This window comes from Hymenobacter metallicola, from assembly GCF_004745645.1.
Taxonomy (GTDB): Bacteria; Bacteroidota; Bacteroidia; order Cytophagales; family Hymenobacteraceae; genus Hymenobacter; species Hymenobacter metallicola.
Genome location: NZ_SRMB01000001.1, coordinates 1,069,057 through 1,085,264 on the forward strand (window position 1 = coordinate 1,069,057; position 16,208 = coordinate 1,085,264).

The 16,208-nt window shown below is 61.8% G+C and carries 16 protein-coding genes; 15 read left to right on the plus strand and 1 reads right to left on the minus strand.

The window, feature by feature from the left end; all coding sequences use genetic code 11:
• Positions 1-71: 71 nt before the first annotated feature.
• The 13 genes from E5K02_RS04490 to E5K02_RS04550 all read left to right on the plus strand — a co-directional run bounded on the left by E5K02_RS04490 (position 72) and on the right by E5K02_RS04550 (position 13,857).
• On the plus strand, positions 72-1,907 hold the full coding sequence (locus E5K02_RS04490) for a glycoside hydrolase family 13 protein (protein WP_135392477.1): 1,836 nt from the start codon (positions 72-74) through the stop codon (positions 1,905-1,907).
• A gap of 143 nt (positions 1,908-2,050) precedes the next feature.
• Positions 2,051-2,830: an MBL fold metallo-hydrolase gene (locus tag E5K02_RS04495; RefSeq protein ID WP_135392479.1), complete on the plus strand. Its 780-nt coding sequence runs from the start codon at positions 2,051-2,053 to the stop codon at positions 2,828-2,830.
• Positions 2,831-3,136: 306 nt separating this feature from the next.
• Complete coding sequence (locus E5K02_RS04500) at positions 3,137-4,960, plus strand: peptidoglycan D,D-transpeptidase FtsI family protein (protein ID WP_135392481.1); 1,824 nt, start codon at positions 3,137-3,139, stop codon at positions 4,958-4,960.
• Between the two features lie 63 nt (positions 4,961-5,023).
• Complete coding sequence (locus E5K02_RS04505; protein WP_135392483.1) at positions 5,024-5,509, plus strand: hypothetical protein; 486 nt, start codon at positions 5,024-5,026, stop codon at positions 5,507-5,509.
• Between the two features lie 35 nt (positions 5,510-5,544).
• Positions 5,545-6,147, plus strand: coding sequence for a hypothetical protein (locus E5K02_RS04510; protein WP_135392485.1), 603 nt, complete (start codon positions 5,545-5,547; stop codon positions 6,145-6,147).
• A 64-nt stretch (positions 6,148-6,211) separates the two neighbouring features.
• The gene (locus E5K02_RS04515) at positions 6,212-6,901 is read left to right on the plus strand and encodes an XAC2610-related protein (protein WP_135392487.1); all 690 of its coding nucleotides are present in this window, start codon (positions 6,212-6,214) and stop codon (positions 6,899-6,901) included.
• Between the two features lie 113 nt (positions 6,902-7,014).
• Positions 7,015-7,965: a hypothetical protein gene (locus E5K02_RS04520; RefSeq protein WP_135392489.1), complete on the plus strand. Its 951-nt coding sequence runs from the start codon at positions 7,015-7,017 to the stop codon at positions 7,963-7,965.
• Between the two features lie 154 nt (positions 7,966-8,119).
• Positions 8,120-9,250: an alpha/beta fold hydrolase gene (locus E5K02_RS04525; RefSeq protein ID WP_135392491.1), complete on the plus strand. Its 1,131-nt coding sequence runs from the start codon at positions 8,120-8,122 to the stop codon at positions 9,248-9,250.
• Positions 9,251-9,362: 112 nt separating this feature from the next.
• Positions 9,363-9,809 carry a DUF1572 family protein gene (locus tag E5K02_RS04530; RefSeq protein ID WP_135394769.1) on the plus strand — a complete coding sequence of 149 codons (447 nt, stop codon included), beginning with the start codon at positions 9,363-9,365 and terminating at the stop codon, positions 9,807-9,809.
• 91 nt (positions 9,810-9,900) lie between these two features.
• Complete coding sequence (locus E5K02_RS04535; RefSeq protein WP_135392493.1) at positions 9,901-10,995, plus strand: OmpA family protein; 1,095 nt, start codon at positions 9,901-9,903, stop codon at positions 10,993-10,995.
• A gap of 66 nt (positions 10,996-11,061) precedes the next feature.
• Entirely contained in the window at positions 11,062-11,880 is an 819-nt protein-coding gene (locus E5K02_RS04540; protein ID WP_135392495.1) for a polysaccharide deacetylase family protein, read from the plus strand.
• Positions 11,881-11,993: 113 nt separating this feature from the next.
• Entirely contained in the window at positions 11,994-12,773 is a 780-nt protein-coding gene (locus E5K02_RS04545; RefSeq protein ID WP_135392497.1) for an isocitrate lyase/PEP mutase family protein, read from the plus strand.
• 7 nt (positions 12,774-12,780) lie between these two features.
• Positions 12,781-13,857, plus strand: coding sequence for a bifunctional transcriptional activator/DNA repair enzyme AdaA (locus E5K02_RS04550; RefSeq protein ID WP_135392499.1), 1,077 nt, complete (start codon positions 12,781-12,783; stop codon positions 13,855-13,857).
• Between the two features lie 77 nt (positions 13,858-13,934).
• Here the strand turns inward: E5K02_RS04550 and E5K02_RS04555 are convergent, their stop codons facing one another.
• A complete protein-coding gene (locus E5K02_RS04555) occupies positions 13,935-14,417 on the minus strand; it encodes a hypothetical protein (RefSeq protein WP_135392501.1) in 483 nt (160 codons plus the stop codon).
• Positions 14,418-15,084: 667 nt separating this feature from the next.
• Here E5K02_RS04555 and E5K02_RS26025 point away from each other — a divergent pair.
• Positions 15,085-15,219 (plus strand): hypothetical protein, encoded by a 135-nt coding sequence (locus E5K02_RS26025; protein WP_262709832.1) that lies wholly within the window; start codon positions 15,085-15,087, stop codon positions 15,217-15,219.
• Positions 15,220-15,479: 260 nt separating this feature from the next.
• On the plus strand, positions 15,480-16,109 hold the full coding sequence (locus E5K02_RS04560) for an FKBP-type peptidyl-prolyl cis-trans isomerase (RefSeq protein WP_135392503.1): 630 nt from the start codon (positions 15,480-15,482) through the stop codon (positions 16,107-16,109).
• The last annotated feature ends 99 nt before the right edge of the window (positions 16,110-16,208 follow it).

The window sequence follows — 16,208 nt, forward strand, 5'->3', positions numbered from 1 at the left end:
GCAAAGCCGGCCGCCCCGAGTGGCCCGCGTCGCTTAGCTTTGCCCCTCGCCTTCTGCTTCCTTCCTCACTTATGAGAACAACCTTCCGCCACCGCCTGCTGCTCGCCCTGTCTCTACTGACCGCCCCTGTCGCCGTCCGCGCCCAAACCGCCGCCCAAGCTGCCCCCGCCGACTTCACCCCCGCCTGGAGCAAGGGCGTGGTCTGGTACCAGATCTTCCCCGAGCGGTTTGCCAACGGTGACCCCACCAACGACCCCCAGGTACAGGACCAGCGCGGGGCCTACCCCTTCAACGACTCTTCCGCCTTCCAGATCCACCCCTGGACGAGCGACTGGTACCAGCTGCAGCCCTACGAAAAGCAAAACGGCCAGAACATCTGGTTCAACCTCCAGCGCCGGCGCTACGGCGGCGACCTGCAGGGCATCCTCAACAAGCTCGACTACCTGCAGAAGCTCGGCGTGAATGCCCTCTACCTGACGCCCGTGTTCTGGTCGCCCTCCTCCCACAAGTACGACGCGCTCTGCTACCACCACGTGGACCCCACCTTCGGCCCCGCCCCCGCAGCCGACAAGCAGCTGATGGCCACCGAAGACCCACTCAAACCCGAAACCTGGGTCTGGACCCAGGCCGACCGCCTCGTGCTTAAGCTCATCGACGAGGTGCACCGGCGCAAGATGCGCATCATTTTCGACGGCGTGTTCAACCACCTGGGCGCGCGCAGCTTCGCCTTCCAGGACGTGGAAAAAAACCAGCAGGCCTCTCCCTACGCCGACTGGTTCATGGTGAAGAGCTGGCGCGACGCGGCCAAGGGCACCCGCTTCGAGTACAACGGCTGGTTCGGGGTCAAGACCCTGCCCGAGCTCAAGGAAGACGCCTCGGGCATCGTGGCCGGTCCCAAGCAGTACATCTTCAACGCCACCGCCCGCTGGATGAACCCCATGAACAAGGGCGCTGCCCACGGCATCGACGGCTGGCGCCTCGACGTGGCCTACGACGTGGGCCACCCCTTCTGGAAAAGCTGGCGCCAGCACGTGCGCCGCCTCAACCCCCAGGCCTTCATGACCGCTGAGCTGGTCTTCCCCATCGACAAAACCAAACCCTACCTGGCCGGCGACGAGTTTGACGCCACCATGAACTACAACTTCGCCTTCGCCGTCCACGACTTCTTCGTCCAGGATGCCAAGGCCACCACCGTCACCGAGTTCGACGCTCGCCTCCAGGAATTGCGCGAGGCTTTCGGGCCCGGCGTGGCCCTGAACATGCAGAACCTGGTCGATAGCCACGACGCCACCCGCATCGGCAGCGCCGTGGCCAACCCCGACGGCAAGCGCTTCGGCGACTGGGGCGACTATTTCAACTGGAGCCAGAAAAGCAACAACCCCACCTACAACGCCCGCAAGCCCACGCCGGCCCAGCTCCAGAAGCAGAAGCTCATTGCTGCTTTTCAGATGTTGTACCTGGGCTCCCCCATGATTTTCTACGGCGACGAGGCCGGCCTGTGGGGCTCCAACGACCCCGACTGCCGCAAGCCCATGCTCTGGCCCGGCCAGGCCTACCAGCCCGAAACCCACAACCCCGACCAAACTACCCACGCCCCCGACGAGGTGCGCTTCAATGAGGAGCTGTTTGCCTGGTACCAGCAGTTCATTGCCCTGCGCCGCCGCTCCCCCGCCATTCAGCGCGGCACGTTCACTACCGTCGCCACCGACGATGCCCGCCGCCTCTACGCCTTTCGCCGTACCCTGGGGAAGGAGGACGTGCTGGTAATCGTGAACCGCGGCAGTCAGCCCGCGCCGTTCACCCACGCCCAGCTCACCGCCCGCAAGTACCACGATGCCTTCACCGGCAAGGCCGTAGCCCAGGTGTCGGTGCCCGCCCTGGGCGTGGTGGTGCTGAGTGCCAAGTAGCGGCGCGGAGTCTCGGCATTGGAAGGACGCCGCCCAGAGCAATTCGGGCGGCGTTTTCTATGCGCCAGGTCCTCCGCCCCAGAACTTTCGTCCCCGCCCCTGGTTAGCAACCCGGTCCCCTTTACCCACCAATAAAACCCCCAATGAAATCTACCCTTATCCTCGCGGCGGCCCTGGCGGCGGTTGCTACGCAGGCGCCGGCCCAAACTGCCCCCGCACCCCGCGCGGCCGCCGACCAGATTGCCACCAAGAAAGGCCCGCTCACGGTGCAGCCCATCACCCACGGCAGCGTGGTGCTGACCTGGAACGGCAAGACCATCTACGTGGACCCCTACGGCGGAGCCGCGGCCTACGCCGGCCTGGCCGCCCCCGATGTGGTCCTTATCACCGACATTCACGGCGACCACCTGGACCAGCAGACGCTCTCGGGGCTGTCCGTGGGCAAGGCCCTGATGATCGTGCCCCAGGCCGTGGCCGAGAAGCTGCCCGCCGAGTACAAAGCCCAGGTCCGCATCCTACGGAACGGGCAGAAGCTTGATACCCTGGGCATGAGCGTGGCGGCCATTCCGATGTACAACCTGCCCGAAGCCCCCGACGCCATGCACACCAAAGGCCGGGGCAACGGCTACGTGCTCGGCCTGGGCGGCAAAAACGTGTACCTGTCCGGCGACACCGAAGACACCCCCGAAATGCGCGCCCTTAAGGGTATCGACGTGGCCTTCGTGTGCATGAACCTGCCCTACACCATGGACGTGAACCAGGCCGCCCAGGGCGTACTGGCCTTTAAGCCCGGCATCGTGTATCCCTACCACTACCGCGGCCAGGGCGGCCTGAGCGACGTGGAGAGCTTTAAGAAAACGGTGACCACGGCCAACAAGAAAATCGACGTGCGGCTGCGCAACTGGTACCCGGCAGCCCAGTAAGTCAACCCCATAATGCGGAACGTCCTGCCGAGCACCGGGCTTAGCAGGACGTTTTTGCGTGTTATAGCTCCGCTCTCACTGGCGCCCGTGCCCTGCTGCAGCACGTTCACTAGGTCTTCCGGAACCTCCCCGGCCACCAGCCGCTCGTTGATGGTCTTGTGCGTCGCCGGCGGCAGCTCCTGCAGATGCGCTTACACCAAGACCGGGCAGGCACTCAGGCCCATGCGTAGCACGGTTTACACAGCGAGTAGCCCCATTCGGCGAAAAGCACCCGGCTGAAGCCCGGCAATTGCCTAGCTTTACCCCATGCGCATTGTTTATCCCAGGTGGAAAAACGCCCTATCAATTCTGCTAGTGGCCCTAACCGCCTGCTCCACTCCCGACCACCCCACCAGCGCCCCGGTCAAAGACCCCAGCACCGGCGAAACCTATACCCCACGCCGTGTCGTGGTGGCTGATTCTCTTATCCGGGGCCGCATCCTCGACCGCAACGACTCGGTGCTGGTCGACACCCGCCCCCAGTACCTGCTCAAGCTGCCGCGCCGGGCCCTCGACACCCTGGCCCTGGGCGAGCTGCTGGGCTGGGATTCGACCACCGTGCGCCGTCGCATCCAGGAGGCCTTGCCCTACCCGGGCGCCTACGGCGTGACCGTTCAGCTCCGCCTGACCCGGAAAGAAGCCGAGCGTATTCGCCGCGACAGCAGCGCCACCGTGCCCCAACTCACGCTTACCGAACGCTACCAGCGCGCCTACACCACCCCCGCCGCGGCTCCCGTGCTGGGCTACCGCAATACCGAGGCGCAGGCCTTTTTCCGCCAGGCCAAGCGCACCGGGCGGGGCCGCTTCTACCGTCTGCGCAACGGCGGCGTCGAGGCCTACTACAACGGCCTGCTCAGCGGCCACCACGGCTATTTGCACCCGTTGATAGATAAGAAAGGCCAGCAGCACGGCACCTGGGCCAAGGATACGGCTTTCCAGCAGGGCCAGGACCTGCACCTGACCATTGACACTAACCTGCAGGCCTACGCCGAAAAGCTGCTGGGCAACCGCCGGGGCTACCTCGTGGCCCTGGACCCGCGCACCGGCGAAATTCTGGCCTACGTCTCGGCCCCGGTGTACCCGGCGGCCACCATTACCGCCCCCGACCAGGCCGGGGTGCGAGCTGAGCTGCTCGAGCACGAAAGCCTGCCCTTGCTCAACCGGCCGGCCATGCTAGCCAATCCGCCCGGCTCGGTCTTTAAACTCGTGAATGCGGCAATTGCCCTGCAGATGCACGCCATTACCCCCGGCTCAGCTTTCCGCTGCGACCAGTCGTTGGTGAGCTGCGTGCACCGCCACAAGCCGGGCAAAAACCTGACGGCGGGACTGAAGTACAGCTGCAACCCCTACTTCTACCAGGTCATGCAGAGCCTAATCGACTGCGTACCCGACTCCCTGGCCCAGGACACCGTAGGCGCCCGCCACGCGAACCTGGCCCAGTGGCGGCGCTACGCCCGCTCCTTCGGGCTCGACTCGGTGCTGGGCGTAGATTTGCCCCGCGAGGCACCCGGCTTTCTGCCCACCCCGGCCTATTACGACAAAGCCCGCCGCACCCGCCGCTGGACGTACCGCTCCATCTACTCGCTCAGCATCGGACAGGGCGAAATCAACCTCACCGGCCTGCAAATGGCGAATATGGCGGCCATCATTGCTAACCGCGGCTGGTACTACCCGCCCCACCTGGTGCGCGGCATCGGCGAAAATGGCCCACTGGCCCGCTTCACCCGCAAGCGCCACACGCTTATCGACAGCGCCAACTTCGAGGCCCTCGTGCCCGGTATGGTAGCCGTGATGCAGCGCGGCGGCACGGCCGACGCCTCCAGCCTGGCCGATGTGGGTATCACGGTGGCGGGCAAAACCGGCACTGTGGAAAATGATGAGGGCGACGACCATGCCGCTTTCGTAGGCTTTGCCCCGGCCAATAATCCCAAGATTGCCGTGGCCGTGTACCTGGAAAATGCCGGCTTCGGGGCCACCGCCGCCGCGCCCTGCGCCGTAATGGTAATGGAAAAGCACCTGCGCGGCCACATTGCCCCCAAACGCAAGCGCTGGGAAAAGCGAATTCAGCACCGGGCCAAGAACGGGTATTAGCGCCGCCGAATCGTCGGGTTTTGCAGAAAAACCACTAAGCTTACCGCCCAAACCCTTCTGACGATGCAACCGCTCGACCCCGTAACCGCCCTTCGAAACCTGCTGGTCACGCTACTGCTGGCTGGGGCGCTCAGCGCCTGTGGCAGTCTGTTCGGCAAAGAAATAGCCCGCCTGCCGGTCAACGCCATCAGCACCCCGGGCCGGGAAGTGGAGGAAGAGGCGACGCTGCAGCTGCAGAAAGACGACGAAGTGGCGCTGTGGTCGGAAATGGATATGGCCTACGAGGGCGAAACCCCACTGCGCTTTCAGGTGCAGGTGTTGCAAAACGGGACGCCATATCAGCAGTTCGAGCTGGATCCTACCGCGAAAAACGTGACGGTGGGCGAAGTTAGGACTTCGATACAGGGCAAAACCACCTGGCGGTTCACCGGCAAGAACGGGGCCCTTACGATTCCCGCGCCGGGCCAGTATACCTTTAAAGCCCGCCTCGTAGCCGCGGCCAACCCCACGCTGCGCATCAAAAAAGCTGAGCTGGTGCTGAAGAAGTAGGCTCCTGCCGTGGTCTTACACACCTCCCTGCCCGTATGAAACCCGAAATCCGGCAGCAGATTCTCCGCCTCGGCGGCCGCGTCACGGCCCCGCCCGTTGCTACGCTACCCGAGTTTCTGCAGGCCACCACGTTCGCGCATCCGCTCTACCCGCGGCGCTACGCCGAGGAAGTGTTGGGCCTTGATGTGTTCTACGACCAGAACCGAGACCTGTACGCGGCTAACCCCGCGGCCTTTGACGAGGCCCTGCTGCTGCACTTCTTCGCCGACCACGAACTTCCCTACGGGCAGGACTTTTTCCGCAACTTCCGCTTTACCCCCTTCACCCCCGATACGCCCGACTACGGCGAGTTGGAGGACCTGGTATCCCCCGCCGACCTTCATTCCGTTGTTGCGGGAACCGACCCGCTGGAGTTTATCTGCATCTGCTATTCCTACGGTTTCCCAGACCACTACTTTGTTTGCCTAAGCGACCCTGCTCCGGATAACCCAACCGTTTACGGCACCGACCACGAGGTCTTTTTCCAGGAAATAACCGCCGTCGGCACGCTGGAAAACTTTTTTAGCCGCTACCTATCAAAAGAGGAGTTCCTGGCAATTGCCCAGCAGCACTTTGCCGCGCGCAACGCCGCCGAGTAAGGCCGGCTTCACCGTATGCCGCCGTTTGCCCTATTTCGCACCGGTATTTTAGCCTTCAACTTCTATGCTCCGTTTCCTGTTGCTCCTTCCCCTGCTTGGCGCGGCCCCGGCCGGCCCCGGCCCGCGCAGCTTCACCATTTCCAAGGCCTCGGCGCGCTACTCGGCCACCATCACCGTAGCGGGCTGCGAAACCGACCAGTGCCAGGGCGCCGGCACCATCCGGCTCTACGACCAGCACACCAAGCAGCTGATCCAGACCTTCACCTCCGCCGACCTGAACTTCTACCTCGATGCCCACCAGCAGCCCTCGGTCAAGACCGTGGAGCTGTATGGGGAGCAAAGCCCGCTGCTGTTCGACGATTTCAACTTCGACGGCAGCGAAGATCTGGCCATCCGCAACGGCAACAACAGCAGCTACGGGGGCCCTTCCTACGATGTGTACGTGTACGCCAGCCGGCCCCGCAAATTCATTCGCAGCGCCGAGCTGACGGCTTTGGCCACCGACAACCTGGGCATGTTTCAGCTCGATAAGAAGCGTAAGCGCCTCATCACCTTCGAGAAAAGCGGCTGCTGCTGGCACCTGACCACCGAGTACGAAGTAGTGCCCGGCCAAGGCCTCAGCGAAGTGCTGACCGTGGAGGAAGACGCCACCGGGGGCGGTGAAAATGTGGTGGTCAAGACCCGCACGAAGCGCAACGGCCGCTGGACCACGGCCACGCGCACCTACCCCCTCAAGGAGTATTACAAGGAGTAGCAAGCGGGCTTCATTACGTTTTATCTATATAGATTGCCGCCGTTTTCGGGTCAGGAAATTGCCCGCCAAACACGCTGTGCCTCCTTTCTAGTTTTTCCTTTCACTTTCTACCTATGCGAATTCATCGTTTACTGGCCTTGTCGGTTTTGCCGTTGGCAGCCGGCCTAGTAGCGGCGGGCTATGCTCCCGTTTCCTCGGCAACCACTGCTCCGGTAGCCAACTTCACCCAGGGCATTATCACGACCAAGGTGTCGCTGCCGGGCAATCCGTATGACAAAATGCTGAGCAAGATTGACCCGGCAAAGGGCAACATCCAGGCCCAGATCCAGCAGCTGATGAGCAGCCTCACGCCGGCCGAGCAGCAGCAGTTTCAGGCGGAGGCCGCTACGCTTAGCCCGGCCATGACCATTGGGGCCCTGATGCTGCCCCGCAAAGGCACGATTTACTGCCGGGCTCAGGAGGCCCGCGCCACCACCGACGCGCTGACCTACCACCTGGAAAACTACTTCAACCACGCCACCCAAAAAGGGCTGCTGCGCATGACCTCGCAGTCGTCGCCCCAAACGGTGAACTACACCTACGACGCGGCCACGGTTAAGAAAACCTGGCAGAGCATTGTGGTTACCACGCAAGACTACACCGTCAAACCTTCGTCCGAAACCGCCCTGGTGGCAGGCTACCCCAGCCAGAAAACCACGTACACGCTTAAGCCCGGAGCGGCTGAAAAAGCGACGCCAGAACCCGGGCAGCTCTCGAATAAGCCCACGGCCCTCGACGTGTGGACTTCCGCCCAGATTCCGCAAAGCCTCAATTTTGCTCATCCCGTGTACGTGGCCGAAGCCCACGGCATCACCCGGCTGGTCGTGTATTTCGACAAGGAGCGCAAGCAGCGCATGGTCTACGAGTTTGCCAGCGTGCAGCCCAAGGCCATTACCGACCAGGAGTTGAAAGTGGCCACCACGGCCCCGGTGCTGGACTATGCGAAAGATGAAATGCAGGTGGGCATGCAAATGATGGCCCTCATGCTGGGCGGCCCGGCCCGCAAGCCTGCTACCGACGAGTAGCTCCTGCCCGGCGGCCCGCACAGGCGCAGTGCATCTGCGGCTTCGCGAGGTCGAAGCTGACTGATAGCGGCCCGGTTGCCTGGTAAAACAGGCAACCGGGCCGCTCTTTTTTCCATCTGGTGCTGCTACTACCCTCTGTTTTTTCGACACCGCTATGAAACGACCTCTCTTCAGCTGCCTTGCTTATCTGGTGCTGGTACTGCTCAGCGGCCTTCCCGCAGTTGGCCAGCAAAACGCCCCCGACCCTTATGCCCCGGCTCGAAAAGTTATAGCCGACCGGGACACCATTGTCGCACCCAATGGGGTGCAGGAGTCCTACGCGGTGCCCATTGGCGGGGTGAAACAGTGGGTATTTGTACGGGGGCAAGACAAGCACAACCCCATCCTGCTGTTTGTCCACGGTGGGCCGGCCTCGCCGATGGCGCCCGTGTCGTGGATGTTTCAACGGCCCCTGGAGGAGTATTTCACCGTGGTGCAGTTCGACCAGCGCGCCGCGGGCAAAACCTACGCCGCCAACGATACGACGAATCTGGGCAAGAGCATCCGGATTGAGCAGTACGTGCAGGACGTCATTGCCCTGACCCAGCGGCTGCGCCAGCGCTACGGCAAGCAAAAAGTCATTCTGATGGGCCACAGCTGGGGCACCGTGGTCGGCATGCACGCGGCCTTGCAGCGCCCCGACTTGTTTTACGCCTACGTGGGCATCGGCCAGGTTATCAACGCCCAGGATAACGAACGGCTCAGCTTTGCCTACGCCCTGGACCGCGCCACCCGGGAAAACAACCTGGAGGCGCTGCGGCAACTACGCTCCATTGCGCCCTACCCGGGCCAGCAGCCCATTACCCGGGAGCGAATCATCATTGCCCGCACCTGGCCCCAGTATTACGGAGGATTGTCGGCCTACCGCAGCAACTCGATGTACTACTTCAACGCCCCGCTGCTTTCCCCGGCCTACACCCCGGCCGAGGTAGACGCCATCGACCAGGGCAACGGGTTTACCCTGGGCCGGATTCTGCCCGAATTGCTGCGCGTCGACTTCAAGCCCGTCAAGACTTTTCCCGTTCCGGTTTTCATGTTCATGGGCCGCCACGACTACACGACCCCGTCGCAGCCCACGGCCAGTTGGCTGGCCCAGGTGAAAGCTCCGCTGAAAAAAGGAGTTTGGTTTGAAAACTCGGCCCACCTGATTCCGCTCGAGGAGCCGGGCAAATTACTGCTCACCCTGGTCCAGGAGGTACGGCCCCTGGCAACTGGCCCGGCCCGCACCCCGGTTAAAGCTAAATAAGGGTTGCAGAGGTTACAAGGTGGCAAAAAAGGCAGCCCCTATGCCCGTATATGTTAACATTGCCGACCAAATCGTTAACCCGATTCTCTACAATTCTCTTTTACGGCCCCGTATGCTACTCGACACGCTCCGCCTGCTCTTTGCCCGGGATTTGAAACGCCTCCGCCAGGAAATTGAGCTGTACCAGGATGAGCAGAAGATCTGGCAGGTCGAGCGGGGCATAGCTAACTCTGCCGGCAACTTGTGCCTGCACCTGCTGGGCAATCTGAACACCTACATTGGGGCCATACTCGGCGGCACGGGCTACGTCAGAAACCGGGAGCTGGAGTTTTCCCGCAAGCATGTGCCCCGCCCCGACCTGCTGGCCCAGCTTGATGCTACCCTTCTTGTGGTAGACCAGGTGCTAAGCCGGGTGCCTCCGGAAACGCTGGCGGCCGAGTACCCGCTGCTGGTGCTGGAAACCACTACCTCAACCGAGTATTTTCTTACGCACTTAGCGACTCACCTGACCTATCATTTGGGCCAGATCAATTATCATCGGCGGCTGCTGGATGCGTAAAGCGGCCCGCAGACTGTCGTACGCTACCTAACCACCCAGGGCGCCCGGCCCGGGGCTGGATTCTATCCGGTAACCTCGTTTATTTCGCGGCATGAAACGCAGTTTTTGGTATAGCTTACTGATTCTGTTGCTGGCCGGCCCCGGGCAGGCCCAAACGCTGACGGGCAACTGGCAGGGCGTCGAAACCGATACCGGGGAACCGGGCGCGACCTGGCCCGCCGTGCTCCGCCTGCAGAAAGGCAAAGGCACGGGCGTATTTGGCGTCCTCTACCAGGAAATGGGCGGGCAGCCCGGCATGTCGGTTACCTTTCAGGTGCAGGGTACGCCGGCGGCCAAAAGCCTGCGCATCGACCATGTACGCAAGCTCAACGAAACCGGCACCACGCCCTTCTCCTACTGGTGCGAGGGCTCTATCACCTTCACCTACGACCCCACGCAGGAAAAGCTCACCGGCAAGGCAACCTACAAACCCATCGGCGACTGCGACCAGGGGACTTTTACCCTGTACCGCGTCAAGCTCAAATCGGCGGCTACGGTGGCGGCCGGGGCCGAAACCACCCTGCGCGTATCGGGCCGCAACGTGCTCTGGTTTGCCGATGCGGAGCTGCAAAAGCCCGTTGCAACCGGCAACACCTTCCGTACCCGCCTGAGCAAAACCACCACGTTCTACCTGACGCAGAGCTATTACCCGACCCGCCAAAGCCCGGTGACGCCCATTACCATTCAAGTAAGCGGCCCTGCTCCCAAGCCGGCGGCTCCCAAACCCGCGGCCCCGCCCACGGCGGCGGTGCCCGCGCCACTACCCGCCAAACCCGACACGGCCCGTCCCGCGCCCCCACCGCCTCTTGTGGCCCCAACACCGGCCGTGCTGCCCACGGTGCTCTTTAAGCTGGGGACGGCCGAGCTGCTGGCCGAAAGCTTCCCGGCCCTCAACCAGCTGGTGGCCGAACTTAACGCTCGGCCCACGCTGCAACTCCGTGTAGCCGGCCACACCGACCGGATTGGGGAGCCCCAGAAAAACCAAACCCTCTCCGAGCAGCGGGCCGAAGCCGTGAAAGCCTATCTGGTGAAAGCGGGCATTGCCGCCGCGCGCATCACCACCATCGGCTACGGCGACTCCCGGCCCTTATACCCGTCGCCCGATGCCCGCAACCGCCGGGTGGAAGTGGCCGAAAACAAGGAATAAGCCCGGGCCACCCCAATCGATGACAGCAAGTAGCGGTGGAGTGTAGGCAAGCCGTTATCTTTCCGCATGAACTTTTTTCGCCTATTTCCCCTGGCTGCCGCCACCGTACTGCTGGGCGCAGCGGGCAGCTACGCCCAAACCACCCCGGCCTGGAACAACAAGCAGTGCGCCGTAGTGCTGACCTACGACGACGCCATCGACGTGGACCTGGACAACGTGGTGCCCGCCCTCGATTCAGTTAAGCTGCGCGGTACGTTTTACCTGATCGGCTCTTCGCCCGTGGTGGCCAAGCGCCTGCCGGAGTGGCGCCGGGCGGCGCAGCGGGGCCACGAGCTGGGCAACCACGCCCTGATGCACCCCTGCGACGGCAGCCTGCCCGGGCGCGGCTTCGTCACGCCCGACAACGACCTGAGCAAGTACACCGTGACCCGGGCCGTAAATGAGGCACGCGCCAACAACACCCTCCTCACGGCCATCGACGGCAAAACGGCCCGCACCTTTGCCTACCCCTGCGGCGACCTGACCATTGGTGGCGTGAAGTTCTACGACGAGCTAAAGCCCGATTTTGTGGCCGCCCGCGGCGTTACGTCGGGGCTGCAAACCGCCGCCCAGGTTGACTTGACCAATATTAATGCCTACATGATCCACGGGCAGTCGGGCGACTATCTGGTGGATTTGGTAAAGCAGGCCCAAGCGTCGCACACGCTGCTGGTGTTTCTGTTTCACGGCGTAGGCGGGGGCCACGGCCTGAATGTTGATGCCAAAGCCCACCGGCAACTGCTGCGCTATTTGAAAGCCCACGAAAAGCAAATTTGGGTAGCGCCTATGGTGGAAGTAGCCCAGAAAATCAGCGCCGCCCAGCAGGCGCCCCAGAAGCCCCGCTAATGCTCGGACCGCCTAAGCCGGCTCGTGCAGTCGCATTGGCCTGAAAAAATGCTTGTTCATTTTTCGGTTGCGGCCACCGGGGCCCGGTCTGTTCCTTTGCTTCAAAAAAGAACATGCCCATGACCCCAACCCAGCACTTTCGCCAGCTGCACCAGCAGTCCCAGCCCCTTTTGTTGCCCAATGCCTGGGATGCCCGTAGCGCCGCGGCCTGCCAGACGGCTGGCTTCACGGCAATCGGCACTTCTAGCGCAGCCATGGCCAGCATGCTGGGGTACGCCGATGGCGAGCAACTGCCCTTTGCCAAGCTGCGCTACCTGGTCAGCCGGATCTGCGCCAGCACCACCCTACCCGTCAGCGTCGACCTGGAAGGCGGCTACAGTCGCGACCCGGCCCAGATTGCGGCCCACGTGCGGGAGCTGGCCGCCCTGGGTGTGGTCGGTATCAACCTGGAGGACTCCGTAGTGGTTGCCGGACAGCGGCAACTACTCGAGCCGGCGACTTTTGCCGATACGCTCCGGGTGCTGCGCAGCCACTGCGCGCGCCAGCAGCTCGATATTTTTATCAACGTGCGCACCGATACCTACCTGTTGCCAGCCGAGCAGCCCGTTCGAGCCACCCTGGAGCGGCTGCACTACTACGAAGCAGCCGGCGCCGACGGCCTGTTTGTTCCGGGCCTCACCAACTTAGCCCACATCAACGAGCTTTGCCGGGCCACGGCCCTGCCCGTAAATGTCATGGCCTTGCCCAATCTGCCCGCGTTGGAAGCCCTGGCTGCCGCAGGGGTGCGGCGCGTGAGTCTGGGAAACTTCCTGTACGAAGCCGCAGCCACGCACCAGCAGCGCCTGAGCCACCAGATTCGACAAGAGCGTAGTTTGACCGCCCTTTTTGCCTGATTTGCCGATGCTACCAGAACCAGAACCTACCGCGGCGGAATGCTACCAGGCCCTGGTCGCCAAGGACGCCACCTACGAAGGACGCTTTATTGCGGCCGTAAAAACGACCGGCATCTTCTGCCGGCCCACCTGCTCGGCCCGTAAACCCAAGCCGGAAAACGTCGAGTTCTTTTCTACAACCAAAGAAGCCCTGCTCCACGGCTACCGCCCCTGCAAAGTCTGCACGCCGCTGGAAGCCCGGGATGCTACTCCCCCGCCCATCCACGACCTGCTGCAGGCCCTGGCCCAGCAGCCGGCCCTGCGCATCTCCGACCAGGACCTGCGCAACAAAGGCCTGGAGCCGGCCACGGTGCGGCGCTGGTTTTTGCGGCAGCACGGCATCACCTTTCAGGCCTACCAGCGCCTGAGCCGCATCAACCAGGCGTTTCGAAAGCTCCAAAGTGGCCTCTCGGTTACGGACACGGCCTTCGACAGTGGCTACGAGTCGCTCAGCGGCTTTCAGGATTCGTTCAAAGCGGTTTTCGGAGTTGCTCCTTCCCTGAGCCGTCAGCAACAAGTTATTCAGCTGACCCGCCTGGAAACGCCGCTGGGCACCATGCTGGCCTGCGCCACCGCCGAAGGCATCTGCTTGCTCGAATTCACCGACCGGCGCGGCCTGGAAACCGAGCTCAAAGACTTGGCCCGCCGCCTGAACGCCACAATTGTGCAGGGCTTCAATCCGCACTTTGAGCCGCTGCGGACCCAGCTGCTGGAATATTTTGCCGGCACCCGTCGCGAGTTTTCCCTTCCGTTGGTTACGCCCGGCACGGAGTTTCAGCTGGCCGTGTGGCAGGAATTGCAAACCATACCCTATGGCAGTACCCGCTCCTACGGCCAACAGGCCGCGGCCCTGCTCAAGCCCGGAGCCGTGCGGGCCGTGGCGGCGGCCAATGGCATGAACCGCGTTGCCATTATAATTCCCTGCCACCGCATCATCGGGGCCGATGGCTGCCTTACGGGCTATGCCGGAGGCCTGTGGCGCAAGCAGTGGCTGCTAAGCCTGGAAAAGCCAACTACCCAAGGCCTCCTTCTTGAAAATTCCTAGTAACCCGGGCCTGCAACCAAACAGGGCCCGCCTCCCAGAACGAGGTGGGCCCGGCCAGGCAGGTTAGAAAGCCGAAACTACTTGGCAGGAACTGCCGCAGCGGCTTTTTGGCGGCGCGCTTCTTCTCGCTGATAAAAAGCTAGCTCTTGGTGATAAGGCGCATAGTTCCAGCGCGAGCGGGCCACAGCGGCTTTCCGGGCGGCCTCTACTATAGCTTCGACCCGGGCTGCTGGCAGAAAGGACTGCGCCGAGTCAGCGAGCATGGCTTGGTGGCTTTCCTCCAAGGCGGCTTCCAGTGCCAACACCTCGGAAGCCCCTTTCCCCTTGAGGTTGCCCACGGCGGTGCGTTGCCGCGATACTTGCTGCCCCCGATACGAAAAGGGCGTAACGTAGCGCTCCTGTCCCGCCGGGGCAGTTGCCTGCGCCTGGCCGGCCTTTTTGCTATTGGCTGCCGCACGCGAAGCCAAACGAGCCGCATTAATTCCTCCCATAATCAAGTTGACCTGGGCGTGGGCACAGTGCACCGATAGTGCCAGCAAGAGGGTAAAGAAAGATTTCATATAAAACGAGCAGGAGGAAACTGAAAAACACCAAGGGCGAAAGTTACGCAATACACCCTTTTCCCGGCGGGGGACTGGCTTTGCGAAAACCTATTCTTCGCGCAGTATCAGCCCCTCAGCAGCCCGGCTGGCTTTACTTCAGCGCGCATCACTCTATCAAATAAATATTTTCTAAGCTCGTCACTATTATATTGTAAAAACATGATATTTACAGTTGTATTTTCTCCCGCAAGTCTTACCTATTTAAGTATATGTACAAGAAAAACGCTATTCTGTCTGCCATGCTACTCCTAAGTGGAATTGGTTCTATGGGCTTCCTGCTCGGTCAACTCCATCGGATAGATCCGCACCATAGGTTGCCGAGTGATGCCCTCTACCCCTACTGTTAGCCTGCGGATTTCTGCACCTGCGGCCAAGCCGTGGCCGTCAGGCCTTCCTGGGAGATTCTGGTGCATAGAGAGCTGGGCTGACGAAAGTAAACGAGCTGAGTTCGGTTGTCTGTTGCTCCTAGCATGCCCTGGCGTCTCATTTCTGCTCCGTGGCTGGCACACGAGGCGTTTGCGGCGTGGCGGCAAGAAAATAGTTATGCTTGCATAACACTTTCTTAATGAATGCGTATTATCTTTGCACTCAACAAGCTGAATTGCTTTTACATACCTTTTCTGCCATGAAAAAGACCACTGCCTTATCGTCGCTTCTGCTTTTGAGCGGCCTCGGGTCCTTGGGCTACCTGACCGCTCAACTCAAAGACCTGAACCTGCATTTTGACCTGCACGGCGAAGACCAGTGCTACTACTGCTAAGCTACTTCGTTGGCCAATATTGAAACAGAGCTCCGCTTCGGCGGAGCTTTGTTGTTTTAGGCCCATAAATAATCCGGCTTTCAGAATCAGCAGGTTACCATAGATTAATTAAAAAAACCACATCCATTCGGGCCGGTTTTCGGTACTTCACACTTCAGCAGCCCACGCCGGGCAGCCAACATCCTTTCATCCACCACTGCTTTCAAGGTAGTGCTAGCCCTGTGCGGCCCTGCTTTGGAAATTCTTACCCACTCTGATTCATGAACCTCAACAGCCTCCAGGAGCAGATCAGCTACATTATCGGGCGCGATTTGGCCCGCAACTTTGCCCAGCAGGGTTTGCAGCTCGACATCGACGTGCTGGCCGCCAGCCTTAAAGAAGGCTTGGCCGGTGAACCTAGCCGCCTAACTCAGGAGCAGATGCGCAGCGCCATGGAGCAGCTGCAGGCCCAGATGGGCGGCCCCGAAGAAGAAGACCACCAAGATTCCTCTGATATGAGCAACAACAAGCAAGCCGGCGAAGACTTCCTGGCTGAAAACAAGAACAAGCCCGGGGTAACGACCCTGCCCAGCGGCCTGCAGTACGAAGTGCTGACCGAAGGCAGCGGCAAAAAGCCCGGCCCCCGCAGCTCGGTAACGACCCACTACCACGGCACGCTCATCAACGGCACCGTATTCGACAGCAGCTACCAGCGCGGCCAACCCGCTACGTTTGGGGTTAATCAGGTTATTGCCGGCTGGACGGAGGCCCTGCAACTGATGCCCGAAGGCTCGAAATGGCGCCTTTACATTCCCTCGGACATGGCGTACGGCAAGCGCGGCGCCGGCCGCGACATCGGGCCCGACTCAGCCCTGATTTTTGACGTGGAGCTGATTAAAGTAAATAACTGAAGCGCTGCTTCGGCCAGTAGCCGTGCTAGTGCCACCCAGCCCATTGGCTGGGTGCGCACCAGCACGGCCGCGGCCCCCAGAATTTCCCCATCGGTGCCC

Bases quoted from the DNA above. Each gene is read 5' to 3' on its own strand.
- E5K02_RS04490 (WP_135392477.1), top strand. From the start codon at position 72: ATGAGAACAACCTTCCGCCACCGCCTGCTGCTCGCCCTGTCTCTACTG.
- E5K02_RS04495 (WP_135392479.1), top strand. From the start codon at position 2,051: ATGAAATCTACCCTTATCCTCGCGGCGGCCCTGGCGGCGGTTGCTACG.
- E5K02_RS04500 (WP_135392481.1), top strand. From the start codon at position 3,137: ATGCGCATTGTTTATCCCAGGTGGAAAAACGCCCTATCAATTCTGCTA.
- E5K02_RS04505 (WP_135392483.1), top strand. From the start codon at position 5,024: ATGCAACCGCTCGACCCCGTAACCGCCCTTCGAAACCTGCTGGTCACG.
- E5K02_RS04510 (WP_135392485.1), top strand. From the start codon at position 5,545: ATGAAACCCGAAATCCGGCAGCAGATTCTCCGCCTCGGCGGCCGCGTC.
- E5K02_RS04515 (WP_135392487.1), top strand. From the start codon at position 6,212: ATGCTCCGTTTCCTGTTGCTCCTTCCCCTGCTTGGCGCGGCCCCGGCC.
- E5K02_RS04520 (WP_135392489.1), top strand. From the start codon at position 7,015: ATGCGAATTCATCGTTTACTGGCCTTGTCGGTTTTGCCGTTGGCAGCC.
- E5K02_RS04525 (WP_135392491.1), top strand. From the start codon at position 8,120: ATGAAACGACCTCTCTTCAGCTGCCTTGCTTATCTGGTGCTGGTACTG.
- E5K02_RS04530 (WP_135394769.1), top strand. From the start codon at position 9,363: ATGCTACTCGACACGCTCCGCCTGCTCTTTGCCCGGGATTTGAAACGC.
- E5K02_RS04535 (WP_135392493.1), top strand. From the start codon at position 9,901: ATGAAACGCAGTTTTTGGTATAGCTTACTGATTCTGTTGCTGGCCGGC.
- E5K02_RS04540 (WP_135392495.1), top strand. From the start codon at position 11,062: ATGAACTTTTTTCGCCTATTTCCCCTGGCTGCCGCCACCGTACTGCTG.
- E5K02_RS04545 (WP_135392497.1), top strand. From the start codon at position 11,994: ATGCCCATGACCCCAACCCAGCACTTTCGCCAGCTGCACCAGCAGTCC.
- E5K02_RS04550 (WP_135392499.1), top strand. From the start codon at position 12,781: ATGCTACCAGAACCAGAACCTACCGCGGCGGAATGCTACCAGGCCCTG.
- E5K02_RS04555 (WP_135392501.1), bottom strand. From the start codon at position 14,417: ATGAAATCTTTCTTTACCCTCTTGCTGGCACTATCGGTGCACTGTGCC.
- E5K02_RS26025 (WP_262709832.1), top strand. From the start codon at position 15,085: ATGAAAAAGACCACTGCCTTATCGTCGCTTCTGCTTTTGAGCGGCCTC.
- E5K02_RS04560 (WP_135392503.1), top strand. From the start codon at position 15,480: ATGAACCTCAACAGCCTCCAGGAGCAGATCAGCTACATTATCGGGCGC.